Genomic DNA, 13,277 nt, shown 5'->3' on the forward strand with positions numbered 1-13,277 from the left:
GGACGCGATGAAGGTCAAAATTATCCCGGCGGTTTTCCTGTTCTTGGGTTCTTACTTTCCCTTGAGTGTGATTTTGCTTCTTCAGGATGTCTCCGAAGCCAGCTGGAAGCAGCCAATCTGCTGGTCGCTCCAGCGCTGTACTCTACCTATCCTCATGAACGGTGGTCGCTCGCTCGGATTGTTCATCATCTGTCTGCTTAGCCTTGGGCTCTTTACTTGGGTGCTCAAAAGCATGCCGGCCGACCACCAACTCACCGTCAAAGACTCTAAAACAGTTCCCAACGACCTCATTAACTACGTGTTTCCATATGTTGTCTCCTTCATGGGGCTCGACCTGGCAAGCAACGGCAAGTTTTACGGTTTTCTCATCTTCCTGACGTGGATGTTCCTGATTACTTATCGGTCTGGGCAAATTCTAATGAACCCACTGCTGCTGGCGATCGGTTGGCAGCTTCACGAACTGAAAGTGACAACAGCTGGGAACACCCGCGATGTGATCGCATTGGCTAAGACAAAGGTACACCCTGGCGATACGCTAAAATTCTGCGTAATTCAGGGAATTTATGTGCTCGCAAAAAGGAGTTAGCAATGACAGCACCGCAGGCTTTGGCGAAGCTTCATGGGTTTGATGTAACCAACGCGGAACTGAGCGTTTGGACGTTCAGAAAAAGCAATAGCAAGCAATCGCGCTTTCGAGCGTCCGCTGTGGTCACGACGCCTGAACTCGCGACAGAGTTAAGAAACCTTGCTGCCAGATGGATCGAGCGATGCACTGAGGCCGAAGACTACGGATTACTCGCTTCCGTTAACGACAACTCTTGCCTCTATCTGGAGTCCGATGAAACCGTTTTCCCGGTGCTGCAAGATTTGGTAAGCCGCCCTCCAGAAGAACACCTGATCGAGAATGTCTCAGGACTTGAAGGCAGCGCAGGCTACTTGGTTCGCATGACTTTGGGTGACGACACACTCCACTGCGTCTGCAAGCTGACGTCAGACTGGAAAGTAAAAAAGCGTTCCAGCCTTTTGAATCTAGTTTTTGAAAGAAATGAGCTTGATCTCGCCGGTGAGCAGGCGTTCAGTATTCCAAAACGGTTTGACTTTTTCGTCATTAATGACGATGTCTTAGTACTTGGCAAGTCCAATTTTGAATCCATATTAGACTACAAGCAGACCTACGTGTCTTCGTTCACAGAACTGCAGGCTGACGCAGGCTTTCAAGGTGCGTTTGCGGATATGGCCGTATTGATTGAATTTGTCGGTAGTAACACCACTCACCTGCGGCGTATGGCGGTGGTGCAGGAGCGAGCGCATTATGAGAACCCCGGATTCATGGAAAGGTTACGCCAAGTAAACCAAGAGCGTCAGTGGAACATCAATTTTGATGCCGACGGGAAAATTGTCCCTACCGCTGAAACCGCACGTGTAATCATTCAGGTACTTCTAAATCATCGCCTACACTCCGAACTGACCAACAACGATTTCGACGTAGCTTCAGCTAGCCCGGTTGGTTAGTGCTGAGCCACAGAGCAGGAATGGAGCAGGAATGGAGCAGAACCGAATTATTTTATATCAAATAAATCAATCTACTTTCTCCCTTGGAAAAAAGGAGACGAATTTATTTAACTGTAATCTTCTCATAGCCCAGCAATCTGGTTGCGGACAGGCTCGTTCACCAATAGGACTCTGTAGTTTCATTCTTTAGTAAAAAGAGGAATGACTCTTCTTGTCTCGCGCTGCCCGAATGATAGGTTCGTTTTAGAAGCTCTCATTCATTGTCCCGCTATATGTATCACTATGGACATGGAGATGGAGATGGAGATGGTAAAAGAGTCGCTTGCTTATAGAAATGTCATCGCAAAATGGAATTTGGATCAGAGAAGTGCTTTAGAATTATTATTTGGGGTAACAAATGAAATTTATTGTTCTTCCTGTTGGTTCAAGCAGACCAAGCCATGGTGAAAACACCATTTACTTGACAAAAGATAATTGGAATGATTACTCATTCGTTACTATGTTTTCCATGAGCGTTCATGATCATGCTGGCGTGCTTTGGGACATCGGCCGTACAAAAATAGGCTTCAAAGGACAAACCACAAGTATACCTACCTACTCAAAACTTCCAGAAACGTTCGAGTTTTTGTCAGATGATTTTTTTTCATTAGGACAGGGTGTGAATTTCTATAAAAGCATGGGTATGTTAGATCCTGTTTTTAGAAAGAATATCTTGCACGGATTACGGGATATCGTTGTACTTCCCGAAATAATTGACAGTATCCGTGATGAAAGTGTTTTGGGAACATCTCTCCTGAGAAATCATAGCCTTTCTGTTGTCAAGGGGCAGTTTTCTCGTGTGCTAGATGGTAAGGCTGAGTTGACAGGCTACAGCTTTAGATACGTCAGGAAAGATACAGAAGACTGCGGCGGTATTGAAATGGATTTTGAAGTGGTGGTGGATTCCAAGCCAAGCACACACATCCACGCCGTCATTGGTCGAAATGGTGTTGGTAAAACGACACTTTTAAATGGAATGATTGGTGCGATCACTAATGAACTGGGGGTCGGCGATTTTTATGGTAAGTGGGGCCAAAAAATAGAATCCGATTATTTTAGTAGTTTAGTCTCAGTGTCATTCAGCGCGTTTGACCCGTTTACCCCACCTAATGAGCAACCCGATCCAGCGAAAGGTACATGCTATTTCTACATTGGTTTGAAAGACGCAGAGGGAAATGGTCGACTCCGAACCATACCGGAACTGAGAGTGGACTGTATCAAAGCGCTCTGTTCGTGTTTCCAAAATACATCTAAGACATCACGTTGGTTAAGCTCAATACAGAAGCTAGGTTCGGATGAGAATTTTTCATTCATGCAGCTTGAACAACTGGAATCGGTATATAGGTGGGTGCGCGATAACACACCCGTAGCGGACCAATCAGACTCTGATCATTTTAAATCAGTCTATTTAGATAAAGCTCTACCGTATCTTTCAAAAATGAGCTCAGGGCACGCTATAGTATTACTTACAATAACCCGTCTTGTTGCAACAGTTGAAGAAAAAACCCTTGTTTTACTAGATGAGCCTGAGAGCCACCTACACCCACCTCTACTGTCTGCTTTTATTCGTGCATTAGCTGACTTGCTACATGACCAAAATGGCGTTGCGCTCATAGCTACACACTCGCCGGTTGTTCTTCAGGAAGTACCAAAATCTTGCGCCTGGATAATCCATAGAGTAGGTAAAGATGTATTGACCAGTCGTCCAAAAATTGAAACCTTTGGTGAAAATGTTGGCATCCTGACTTCCGAGGTTTTTAACTTGGAAGTCGAACGAGCGGGCTTTCATGACCTTCTGGCCAAGTCTGTAAGCTCAGGAAAATCTTATGATGAGATAGTTCAAGACTATAGTGGCCAGCTTGGTTTAGAGGGCAAAGCGATTTTACGAGCACTTGTAACTAGTCGTGATAAGGGAAAAATATCATGATGCGTCTAACTGCGCCAGATTATACATTCGAGCAAGTTTTAGACACCTGCCTACGTGGTATCACTGGCAACGCGGCCTTTAAACTAAGCATTGAAGGTGCGAAGGCGAGCTTGATAGTTGAAGGCGAACTGTATGCTTCAAATTCTCGCGAAGGAAATCTTTATAGTATCGCTCCTATAGACCTCAGTATTGACTTGAATCCTATAGTACTCAGCGACCTAAATAAGTCTGATTTTATTAAGTTGTATGAAACATATTTTGTTCCCGAAGAGAAGCCAGCAAGAGAGATATACAATAAACTGCTGAATGCTGCCAAAGAAAGTTGTCCGTTTTGCGGTGGTATAGGTACACCTAGAAATTTAGATCACTTTTTGCCTAAATCTCATTTTCCTCAGTACTCTGTGCTACCCGCTAATTTGGTCCCATCTTGTCGGGATTGTAATATGGATGGGAAAGCCGCTGTGTTCGCTATACAGGCTGAACATCAAATAATTCAACCGTATTTAGATCATGAGAGATTCTTCAATGAACAGTGGATTTTTGCGCGGTATGAGGAGGAAGGAGGAGGAGAGCCAGGTCAGTTTGAGTATTTTGTAAACCCACCCTCTAACTGGAGCGAAACGGATAAGCGTCGAGTTGAGAGACACTTTGAGGATTTCAACCTAGGGCATCGTTACTCCGTTAAGGCAGCTCAGATATTGGGTACAGTGATGGCACAAGTAGCTTCACTCCAGAGGATTGGGCTAAACAATCAAGTTATTAGCGAAACGATTTTGGCGCCAGGAGTTTCTACAGCACAATTTTCAAATCACTGGCAGTGCGGGCTTTATCAGGCATTGATGAGACATTTTGAAGAGTAGGATCTTCTGTGGTCAACCGACCGCAAAGGATATGTATTGGCGCAATCTATTCCCTCCCCTTCATATTTTGGTTAAGAGCAGCGGCAGTCAGATGAAATAAAGCGACCCCGGCACAAAATGCTGGGGTTGCTTTTGAGAGGATGTTTACCTGCTAGCGCGGATCAACGTTATCCAACACCCGATTCGCCAGCAACGAACTCAACTCGATCAATTGCTGGATACCAAGAGCAATATGACGGCGAGGGCCTTCCAGGTCGAAGGCCAGGTTGCTGACCATCGCGTCGGCTGCTGCCAGGGTTTCGCTGAGGTTGGCAAGGAGGGACTCGTTGTCGGCGTTTTTTGCGACAGTGAAGAGCTGGCCCGGTTGGGGAGCATCTTCTGACTTTTCCGGTTTTGGTAGCAGGTAGTAATCCAAGGCGCGATTGGTGGCTTCGTCGTGCTTCTTGGTTTTGGATTTGGTTCGCGGGGAAGCTTGGTCCGCCTCTGGCGGATTCGGTGTAGGTTTGAACATGTACTAAGTCCTGTAGGTGGAGCCGCAACCCTCTAGCTACTAAACAAGGGGAGGCAGCTGTACGCAGGTTAGTAGACCGGGGACTTAGCAAGCCGGCGCGCCCGAGGGCGCCCTGCGCACAACCGCCATCAAATACAGGCATGGAGACACCTGTCTGACGGAGCTAATGCACCTACTAAATACCTCGGGCTACTAAACCCGACCACTGATGGGCAGTGGCAGGGGAACGATAGAACCCGGGGACAAGGCGCACAAGCGGGCGGATTCTGGCGTAGTTGTAGGCAAAGGCGCAAGGTTGGGTAGCCTGGTGGAAGGGTTGGGGTTGGAGGATAAACGGGTGGCGTTTATTACCTGTAGTTCGGGGATAGAGGGGTGCTTGCGAATGTGCGGAGTGGCTGGTGGGGTTGGTCTGTAGGAATGTGTTTGGCTGGTTTGGGGCTGCTGCGCAGCCCAGCGGGAGCAAGCTCCCTCGCCACGGGGATTGGGGCGTAGAGGAAGTGGGGGCAGTCGCATCGGCGGGAGCGATGCAGCCTTTTTCAGCAATCACTTGCTCCCACATCCCTATCAGCATTTGCCCCTTGTTCGGGCCGAATGAACCCTAGGATCCGCTTCATTGTTCTACAACCCCCATGATAAATTCCCCGCCGCGACCTCTAATCAATAGAGGGCATTCAGGGAGAGAAGTAAGTGATCAAGTCTTTGTTGGTTGGGACATTGCTGGCAATGGCATCAGCATCGGCATCTGCGATGAGTTGCGATAATCCTAGAAACGCCTATGACAGGACCTATTGCGCGTCGCTGAAAATGGTTCAGTCGGATCAGGAAATCAACGAGCAGTACAAGAAGACCATGAGTGCCCTGAACCCGGATCAAAAGAAAAAAGTGAAAGCTGCTCAGATCCAGTGGATCAAAAATCGTGACAGCGCCTGTTCCAACGATGGCCTGCTCTACCTGGACTGTGCCAATGAGAAGACCGAGGCGCGTATCGTCATACTCAAGGCTGTCGAGCGCGAGTGCCGTGCTGCCGGTTGCGACGACGCCAAGCTGTCGCAAGTCGAGTAACCCGTAGACAACGTTGGGCTTGCAGTCGTATCCCACGAAAACCCGACGTAAAGCGTCGGGTTTTTCTTTGGTGGGTGCACCTGCTATCGCGGCTCAACTCGCCCTTGCCCCTTCTTTCATGCCTGACGCAGGCTGGTCATGATCAGTGCTACGCAACACCACGCTCGACCATGGCGCGCCATGTCTGGACGCTGGAGCGTTCCTGCATCCTGGCGTGCCAGGCTCGCAGTGCGGCACATTCTTCAGGCACGGGGAGTTGCACCAGCGAGGCGAAGATCATGCCGCCCAGTACTGCAATGTCGGCCATCGAAAACTTGTCGCCCGCCACAAAGGGCCGGTCTTTGAGCAGGTTGTCGAAATAGCGCATGCCCCTGATCGCCTTATCGCGCATCCGGGCGCCCCACTCGGCATTCTGGTACAGCTCGACATCGGGCCCGAGGCCCGGCGTGGCATGGTGGAAGTACGCGCTGACGGCATCGAGAAACTCGATCTCGGCACGTTTGGTCATCATATGGATGATGCCTTTCTCAACAGCCGTTTGGCCCGTCAACGTCGGATGACCGTCCAGGCTATCCAGGTACTGGGTGATCGCCGTGCACTCGGCGATCCGCGTCCCATCGTTCAGCTCCAGCACGGGCAGTGTCCCGGAGTAATTGATGGCCAGGAACTCGGGTTGCTTGTGCTCGCCGTTCCAGAGATTCACCGGTACGAATTCGATGTTGGGCAGCAATCCTTTTTCCGCCAGCGCAATGCGGACGCGGGCGGGGTAGGGGCCGTTGAACCAATCGTAGATTTTCATCGTAGGAACAGTGGAAACGTCAACGCGCTGCTGTGAAGAAGTCATGATTCAATCACCTGCCTGTCAATTGGTAGGCAAAGATTGAGCCGCCACTCAGGTGCTGTCAATCCCTACCTGTCAATTGGCAGGTAAACAGCTCCGGGCGTAGAATCGCGGTCATCTGAGTGAATAGAAATCTCGAAATGAGGCTGCAACGTGAACGAAAATGCTCGAGAAGCCATCTTGGCGGCAGCGAAATCCGCTGCCCAACTGCACGGTTACAGCGGTATCAATTTCCGTAGCATTGCCGACCAGGTGGGTATCAAGAACGCCAGCATTTACTACCACTTTCCGAGCAAGGCAGGCCTGGCTGCGGCGGTCGCTGAGCGCTACTGGCAGGACGCGTTGCGAGTGCTTGAAGGGATACGCGCTGCCAATGTCGATCCAAAGAAGTGCCTGCAGCTGTACGCATCCATTTTTCGAAAGTCGCTTGAGGACGGCAACAGGCTTTGTCTGTCCAGCTTCATGGCAGCCGAATACGAAGACCTTCCCGATGAAGTATCGCGAGAGATCAGGGTTTTTGCGGACGTTAACGTGGCGTGGCTCGCCCAGGTACTGGCAGATGCTGGAACAGGTAGCGCAGAAGAATGTGAACGCCGAGCGCGGGCCATTTATACCGCTGTTGCGGGTGCTCAGTTAATTGCGCGGACTCGAGCGGATGTCGGTCTGTTCGATGATTTGATATTGAGCTACCGGGAAGCGGGGTTGATTCCGGCCTGATTGCTCGTTTCTTAGGCTGATGACACGGTTGGTCTGTTGGAATGCTTGGGGCTGCTTTGCAGCCCGGCGGGAGCAAGCTCCCTCGCCACGGGGGGTGTTCCTGCATAGCGTTTGGGGATAAATCCCGTCGCCACAGTAATTCAGTTGTTTACGGTAATAGCAGGGTGCCACAATCGTTTTTTTGTTGCGTCATAACCAGGTGGTTCAAATGTATGGCCCAAGATTGCGCAATGGCCAGGATTTTGTAATAGCCGAGCAGGTGCGCACCGACCGATTGCAGCAGCTGTTTCGCCAATCCGTTTCTGCGGTTTTTGGTAGTTACCTCGCTGCCATCATGCTGAGTTGGCTGTGTTGGGATCGTTTTGATCACGGCGCTATTTTTTGGTGGATGGCCATTCTGACCGCATCGACGCTGCTGCGTATCGCGATGTTCGTCGCCTATTTCCGCAGCGACGAAAGTCAGCGCACGCCTCGACATTGGGAGCGCAAATACTGGGTCACACTGGTGCTATCGGCCAGTATCTGGGGTGGCGGGGCATTCGTTCTCATGCCGGCGGACGATCTGTTGTCACAGGCGTTGGTCATGCTCTTTACAGTCGGCATGTCCGTCAGCGCGGTGTCCTGCTATTCGGCCTATCGCGATATGACACTGGTCTCCATTGGCGTGGTGCTGTTGCCGTGCACGATCTGGCTGCTGTTTCAACCCTCCCCGATTCAACTCGGCATGGCCCTTTCGATTCTGGTGTTCGCGGCATTTGCGGCCCGCGCCACGCACAAAATGTCCCAGGCACTGGAGATCGCCTTTCGACTCACCCGTGAAATGGAACAAGCGAACAGCATTTCAACCCGCGCCGCTCAAACCGACGAACTGACCGGCCTGAAGAGTCGAAGGGCGTTTTTCGAGCATGCCCAGCAGCTTTACGACGAATGTAAGGCTAAGCGGCAAGGGTTGTGCGCGGTCATGTTGGACATGGATCACTTCAAGCACATCAACGACACCTACGGCCATCAGGTCGGCGATCAGGTTTTGCGGCAGATGGGGACGGTCATCAGTTCGTCATTTCGGGCAACGGATATCCACGGTCGGCTCGGGGGCGAAGAGTTCGCCATTCTGCTCCCGAACACTTCCATTGAGGTTGCCACCCAGATTGCAGAACGGCTCATCGATACGATTGCGGGCTTGATGATCGAGCCTGTCCTCTGCATATCAGCCAGCCTCGGCGTCGCGTCGACGGAGGCCTGTAATAAGGATCTTCACAGCTTGATGAACGATGCGGATAAAGCCCTGTATCGGGCGAAGGCGTTGGGGCGTAATCGAGTGGCTGTTGCTTAGTCGGGTTGGATTTGCCCAGCGCGAAACCAAAAAACCGCCAATTCGGCGGTTTTTTTTACTTTTCCCTGATCCCGCGTTTGATCGTGCCCGCTCTGCGTGGGTATGCATCCCGTGACGCTCTGCGTCACTTTCCAAAAGCGGAACGCGGAGCGTCCCTGGCGGCGTTCCCACGCAGAGCGTGGGAGCGATCGAAACCCATCATTCTGCTTATGAATTTCCCTCTCTTTGAAGGCCTGCAATTGCGCTGGCCCTGCTGATCCCCTAGCAACCTCCTTCCCGTGGCTCACCTCCCAGCTCACCCAGGCTGGCGACATTGCAAAACCAAAAAATAAATTCCTTTTTAGATCAATCTGTTAACTCAAAGTCGATAAATTTCTCAAAATTTATCTTGCGCGCCAATTATTCATCCGTTAACTTTATCTCAACTGGTTAGCGCACAAATATTTAGCGTAAACATTTTCGATCCACCCATCAGCAATAGAGGAAACACCATGAACGTTCTCTACACCGCAGTCGCAACCTCCACCGGTGGCCGTGATGGCCGTGCTGTTTCCAGCGACAAGATTCTCGACGTGAAATTGGCCACTCCAAAAGCCTTGGGCGGCGCTGGTGGTGAAGCCACCAACCCTGAGCAGTTGTTCGCTGCCGGCTACTCCGCCTGCTTCATTGGCGCATTGAAGTTTGTCGCCAGCCAAAGCAAACGCAGCATTCCTGCTGATGCATCGATCACGGCACATGTCGGCATCGGCCAGATCCCTGGCGGTTTCGGCCTGGACATCGACCTGCACATCAACCTGCCAGGTCTGGATCAAGCCGATGCTCAAGCGCTGGTCGACGCGGCTCACCAGGTTTGCCCGTACTCCAACGCGACACGCGGCAACGTCGATGTCCGTTTGCACGTCTCCGTCTAACTCACTTCATCCACGAATAAAAAGGATCAGGACATGAACACTTTCAGCAAAACTCTCGTTGGCTCGCTTCTGGCTCTGTCGCTCGGCAATGCGTTCGCGACTTCTTTTGTTCAACCTACGTTCGCTGAGGGTGGTTCGGATCGCCTGATCGAAAAACGCGTAGCCGAAGGCGGCTCGGATCGACTGATCGAAAACCGCGTAGCCGAAGGTGGCTCGGATCGACTGATCGAAAACCGCGTAGCCGAAGGTGGCTCGGATCGACTGATCGAAAACCGTGTAGCCGAAGGTGGCTCGGATCGACTGATGGAAAACCGCGTAGCCGAAGGTGGCTCGGATCGACTGATGGAAAACCGTGTAGCCGAAGGTGGCTCGGATCGACTGATCGAAAACAGAGTGAGCTGAACAAGCCCTTCACCACGCCAAAGCCGGTCGAATCAACCCATGTTGTCTCCAAAACAAAAAACGCCGCTTATCTCTCATGAGGAAGCGGCGTTTTTTTGCAACGTGTCGCGGGATCCTAAACGATGCTATCCACCACACCCCCATCAACACGCAACGCCGCGCCGGTGGTAGCCGAGGCCTGTTCCGAGCTGGCGTAGATGATCATGTTGGCGACTTCCTCGACGCGTGCCGCGCGCTGGATGATCGAGGTGCTGCGGTGCTCATTGACGAAATCCGCCGCGACCTTTTCCAGGCTGTCCCCGGTGCGCTCGACGTCTGCCTGGAGCATCTGGGCAACCCCTTCGGACAGCGTCGGCCCAGGCAGCACCGAGTTCACCGTAACGCCTGTGCCAGCCAGGCGCTTGGCCAGGCCACGAGCGATGGACAGTTGGGCGGTCTTGGTGAAGCCGTAGTGAATCATGTCGGCAGGAATGTTCACGCCCGATTCCGACGAAACAAACACAATCCGCCCCCAACCCCGCTCGACCATGCCCGGCGCGTAGGCCCTGGAAACCCGCACGCCGGACATTACGTTGGTTTCGAAGAAGCGCTGCCATTCGCTGTCCGGCGTTTCGAAAAAGTCTTCCAGTTTGAAAATGCCCAGATTGTTGATGACGATATCAAAGCGTGGGTATTTGGCGATCAGTGCCTGGCAGCCGGGCGCGTTGCTCAGATCGCCAACAAAGCCATCGGCCCTTGAAGCGAGGGCGCCCAAGCGCTGCAACGCGTCCTCCACGCTGCTCCCGCTGCGACCGTTGATGACCACATGGGCACCGGCTTCGAGGAAGCCTTTGGCTGTGGCAAAACCGATACCGCTGGTGGAACCGGTGACGAGGACGTGACGGCCGGTGAAGTCGATGTTCATGAGGGGGACTCCTTGATTAATGAGCCAGAGGAAGTGCGATATTTCTGACTGGACGGTAATCCGACGGATCGAGGGATGGCTTTGCCATCCCAGCGTCGCCGATATCGCAGGCCCTTAATCATGGACACGATTGAGGCTTTGCGCCTCCTCGTGATCAATCAACCATCAGGAAGCCGACCACACCGCCAGCTCATAGCCATCCGGGTCGATAAAGTGGAAACGTCGGCCACCCGGGAAAGCGAACACTTCACGGCTGATGAGCGCCCCCGCGGCCTTGAGCCGGAGTTGGGTGCCCTCAAGGTCATCCGCATACAAGATGATCAACGGACCACCCGGGCGCACCGGTTCACCGGTCGTGAAACCACCGGTCAGGCGACCGTCGCTGAATTCGGTATAGGTCGGGCCGTAGTCGACGAAACTCCAGCCGAACACGCTTGCATAGAAGGCTTTGCTGCGGGCGATGTCGCTGACATTGAACTCGATGTTATCGATCTGACTGTCTTTACCTTGAATGCCCATTGTCGCTTCCTTGGCTGATTTGGGAGTAAGCGAGCTTAGGCCATTTCCCCTTCACCGAGCTTGGAAGAATCGATCCAGACGACAGGGTTTGAGGCAGAGAAGGAACATAGCTGGCGCCGGCAGCCGTGATACCTGAACGTATTGCGGGTGCAAAACGGCGCCATCTCTGCCACGTCTACACTTTAAAGCGTCCTACCAGCCTTTCCAGTTCATGACCCAGCCGTGCGAGTTCGGTACTTGAAGAAGCAGTTTCCTCGCAAGTGCTTGCCGTCTGCTCGGAGATGTCGCGAACGTTGATGACACTGCGGTTGATTTCCTCGGCGACTGCGCTTTGCTGCTCCGCTGCGGTGGCGATTTGCTGATTCATGGCTTGAATGATCGATACTTTACTCGTGATGTTTTCCAGGGCGATCACCGCGCGATGGGTAAATTCGACGCTGCTCTCGCCCAACAGCTGGCTGCTTTCCATGCCTGAGGCAACGGCATGGGTACCACTCTGTACACCGGCCACCAGACTTTCAATTTCTTCAGTGGAACGCTGGGTGCGTAAGGCAAGACTGCGCACCTCGTCTGCTACCACCGCAAAGCCACGGCCAGCCTCGCCGGCGCGTGCGGCTTCAATGGCCGCGTTCAGCGCCAGCAGATTGGTTTGCTGGGCCACCGCCTTTATCACATCGAGTACCCCACCGATTTTTTCACTTTGTTCCTGGAGATGACGTACAGCATCGGCCGACTGATTGAGTTCTTCGGCCAAGCGCTTGATCTGCGCTATGGCCTCATTCACGATTTGCTCTCCCTCAGAGGCTTGCTGATCCGCGGCGGATGCGGCAGTTGAGGCCTCTTCAGCATCGCGAGCGACGTTTTGCACCGTTGCGGTCATTTCGCTCATCGCGGTGGCGACATGATCCGTTTCGGTTTTCTGATTATTGACGCCCGCATTGGTTTGCTCGGTGACCGCCGACAGCTGTTCGGCAGCACTGGCAACCTGAATGACGCCGGATCGAATGCCCTCGATCAGTTCATGAAGGTTGAGCATCATCTGCTGAAGACCTGATTGCAGCTGACCCAACTCATCACGCCGATTGACCTGCACGGGCTCACTCAAATCCCCCCTGGCAATACGATTCACGGCCTGTAGCGTGTACTGCAGTGGGTTAACGATTTGTTGGGTAATGATCCATGCCGCGAGTGCGCCCAGTAGCAACGTCATGGCAGCGACAAGCCCCAGCAGAACCTTGGCAGACGCGGCGTCGGCATCGCGCTTGGCATTTTGCGAATCAATGAGTTTTTGCGTCGTATCGAGCAACAGATCGCCCAGTTGCCCCATACGTTTATATATGGACACTTGGTCGGCATTGGGTTTGGCCAGATCAAGCAGCAGTTGTCCGTATTCTCTGACGGATGTGTTCTGTTGTTGAATCAGTTCTTGGTCAATCGGGGAAGTGAAATGGTCCCTGATGCTTTGCAGATGGGCTGCCAGATTGTCCAGAATTTTCTGCAGCGGTTGATAGGCATTTGGTTGAGGGTTTGCACCTAGACGTAAACGACTGATTCGCAGGTCTTTGGTGTAATCGCTGATTTGAGCAATTTTCTCGATTTTAACGCCGCGGTCGGTCAACGTCGCAACGGCGTACCAACCCGTGGAAGCGAGTAACAACGCAAGCCCTAGTACCAGGCCGAAGCCCAAGCTTAATTTCGCGCTGACACGGATGTTGCTGATCCAGTCAAACATAAAGACT

At 52.3% G+C, this 13,277-nt stretch carries 14 protein-coding genes; 9 read left to right on the forward strand and 5 right to left on the reverse strand.

What is annotated here, in order from left to right; translation table 11 throughout:
• Nucleotides 1-7 precede the first annotated feature (7 nt).
• From TK06_RS20895 to TK06_RS31085, 4 genes are all read left to right on the forward strand, one after another.
• Nucleotides 8-586 (forward strand): hypothetical protein, encoded by a 579-nt coding sequence (locus TK06_RS20895; RefSeq protein WP_063323629.1) that lies wholly within the window; start codon nucleotides 8-10, stop codon nucleotides 584-586.
• A gap of 2 nt (nucleotides 587-588) precedes the next feature.
• Nucleotides 589-1,512 carry a Kiwa anti-phage protein KwaB-like domain-containing protein gene (locus TK06_RS20900; protein WP_063323630.1) on the forward strand — a complete coding sequence of 308 codons (924 nt, stop codon included), beginning with the start codon at nucleotides 589-591 and terminating at the stop codon, nucleotides 1,510-1,512.
• A gap of 397 nt (nucleotides 1,513-1,909) precedes the next feature.
• Entirely contained in the window at nucleotides 1,910-3,478 is a 1,569-nt protein-coding gene (locus TK06_RS31080) for an AAA family ATPase (RefSeq protein ID WP_086936685.1), read from the forward strand.
• Nucleotides 3,475-4,338, forward strand: a complete 864-nt coding sequence (locus TK06_RS31085) for an HNH endonuclease (protein WP_086936686.1) — start codon at nucleotides 3,475-3,477, stop codon at nucleotides 4,336-4,338. Before TK06_RS31080 ends, TK06_RS31085 begins: the two co-directional genes overlap by 4 nt.
• Nucleotides 4,339-4,489: 151 nt before the next feature.
• Here the strand turns inward: TK06_RS31085 and TK06_RS20915 are convergent, their stop codons facing one another.
• The gene (locus TK06_RS20915; protein WP_063323633.1) at nucleotides 4,490-4,849 is read right to left on the reverse strand and encodes a DUF6124 family protein; all 360 of its coding nucleotides are present in this window, start codon (nucleotides 4,847-4,849) and stop codon (nucleotides 4,490-4,492) included.
• Nucleotides 4,850-5,536: 687 nt separating this feature from the next.
• Between TK06_RS20915 and TK06_RS20920 the strand changes: the two genes are divergently transcribed.
• On the forward strand, nucleotides 5,537-5,911 hold the full coding sequence (locus tag TK06_RS20920) for a lysozyme inhibitor LprI family protein (RefSeq protein WP_083569132.1): 375 nt from the start codon (nucleotides 5,537-5,539) through the stop codon (nucleotides 5,909-5,911).
• Between the two features lie 148 nt (nucleotides 5,912-6,059).
• On the opposite strand, the gene TK06_RS20925 is transcribed toward TK06_RS20920, so the two are convergent.
• Nucleotides 6,060-6,755, reverse strand: coding sequence for a glutathione S-transferase (locus TK06_RS20925; protein ID WP_063323634.1), 696 nt, complete (start codon nucleotides 6,753-6,755; stop codon nucleotides 6,060-6,062).
• Nucleotides 6,756-6,905: 150 nt separating this feature from the next.
• Here TK06_RS20925 and TK06_RS20930 point away from each other — a divergent pair, with 150 nt between their 5' ends.
• The 4 genes from TK06_RS20930 to TK06_RS20950 all read left to right on the forward strand — a co-directional run bounded on the left by TK06_RS20930 (nucleotide 6,906) and on the right by TK06_RS20950 (nucleotide 10,115).
• Nucleotides 6,906-7,469, forward strand: a complete 564-nt coding sequence (locus TK06_RS20930) for a TetR/AcrR family transcriptional regulator (protein ID WP_063323635.1) — start codon at nucleotides 6,906-6,908, stop codon at nucleotides 7,467-7,469.
• 208 nt (nucleotides 7,470-7,677) lie between these two features.
• Entirely contained in the window at nucleotides 7,678-8,802 is a 1,125-nt protein-coding gene (locus TK06_RS20935) for a GGDEF domain-containing protein (protein WP_063323636.1), read from the forward strand.
• A gap of 491 nt (nucleotides 8,803-9,293) precedes the next feature.
• Nucleotides 9,294-9,713, forward strand: a complete 420-nt coding sequence (locus TK06_RS20945) for an organic hydroperoxide resistance protein (protein ID WP_063323638.1) — start codon at nucleotides 9,294-9,296, stop codon at nucleotides 9,711-9,713.
• Between the two features lie 33 nt (nucleotides 9,714-9,746).
• On the forward strand, nucleotides 9,747-10,115 hold the full coding sequence (locus tag TK06_RS20950; protein ID WP_063323639.1) for a hypothetical protein: 369 nt from the start codon (nucleotides 9,747-9,749) through the stop codon (nucleotides 10,113-10,115).
• A 115-nt stretch (nucleotides 10,116-10,230) separates the two neighbouring features.
• Here the strand turns inward: TK06_RS20950 and TK06_RS20955 are convergent, their stop codons facing one another.
• The 3 genes from TK06_RS20955 to TK06_RS20965 form a co-directional block, all read right to left on the reverse strand.
• Nucleotides 10,231-11,019, reverse strand: coding sequence for an SDR family NAD(P)-dependent oxidoreductase (locus tag TK06_RS20955; protein WP_063323640.1), 789 nt, complete (start codon nucleotides 11,017-11,019; stop codon nucleotides 10,231-10,233).
• 165 nt (nucleotides 11,020-11,184) lie between these two features.
• Nucleotides 11,185-11,538 carry a VOC family protein gene (locus TK06_RS20960; RefSeq protein ID WP_063323641.1) on the reverse strand — a complete coding sequence of 118 codons (354 nt, stop codon included), beginning with the start codon at nucleotides 11,536-11,538 and terminating at the stop codon, nucleotides 11,185-11,187.
• A 175-nt stretch (nucleotides 11,539-11,713) separates the two neighbouring features.
• Complete coding sequence (locus tag TK06_RS20965; protein ID WP_063323642.1) at nucleotides 11,714-13,270, reverse strand: methyl-accepting chemotaxis protein; 1,557 nt, start codon at nucleotides 13,268-13,270, stop codon at nucleotides 11,714-11,716.
• Between the last annotated feature and the right edge of the window lie 7 nt (nucleotides 13,271-13,277).

The organism is Pseudomonas fluorescens (assembly GCF_001623525.1).
GTDB lineage: Bacteria > Pseudomonadota > Gammaproteobacteria > Pseudomonadales > Pseudomonadaceae > Aquipseudomonas > Aquipseudomonas fluorescens_Q.

Excerpts from the sequence above, each read along its gene's own strand:
- TK06_RS20895 (WP_063323629.1), top strand. The coding sequence starts at position 8 with ATGAAGGTCAAAATTATCCCGGCGGTTTTCCTGTTCTTGGGTTCTTAC.
- TK06_RS20900 (WP_063323630.1), top strand. The coding sequence starts at position 589 with ATGACAGCACCGCAGGCTTTGGCGAAGCTTCATGGGTTTGATGTAACC.
- TK06_RS31080 (WP_086936685.1), top strand. The coding sequence starts at position 1,910 with ATGAAATTTATTGTTCTTCCTGTTGGTTCAAGCAGACCAAGCCATGGT.
- TK06_RS31085 (WP_086936686.1), top strand. The coding sequence starts at position 3,475 with ATGATGCGTCTAACTGCGCCAGATTATACATTCGAGCAAGTTTTAGAC.
- TK06_RS20915 (WP_063323633.1), bottom strand. The coding sequence starts at position 4,849 with ATGTTCAAACCTACACCGAATCCGCCAGAGGCGGACCAAGCTTCCCCG.
- TK06_RS20925 (WP_063323634.1), bottom strand. The coding sequence starts at position 6,755 with ATGACTTCTTCACAGCAGCGCGTTGACGTTTCCACTGTTCCTACGATG.
- TK06_RS20935 (WP_063323636.1), top strand. The coding sequence starts at position 7,678 with ATGTATGGCCCAAGATTGCGCAATGGCCAGGATTTTGTAATAGCCGAG.
- TK06_RS20945 (WP_063323638.1), top strand. The coding sequence starts at position 9,294 with ATGAACGTTCTCTACACCGCAGTCGCAACCTCCACCGGTGGCCGTGAT.
- TK06_RS20950 (WP_063323639.1), top strand. The coding sequence starts at position 9,747 with ATGAACACTTTCAGCAAAACTCTCGTTGGCTCGCTTCTGGCTCTGTCG.
- TK06_RS20955 (WP_063323640.1), bottom strand. The coding sequence starts at position 11,019 with ATGAACATCGACTTCACCGGCCGTCACGTCCTCGTCACCGGTTCCACC.
- TK06_RS20960 (WP_063323641.1), bottom strand. The coding sequence starts at position 11,538 with ATGGGCATTCAAGGTAAAGACAGTCAGATCGATAACATCGAGTTCAAT.
- TK06_RS20965 (WP_063323642.1), bottom strand. The coding sequence starts at position 13,270 with ATGTTTGACTGGATCAGCAACATCCGTGTCAGCGCGAAATTAAGCTTG.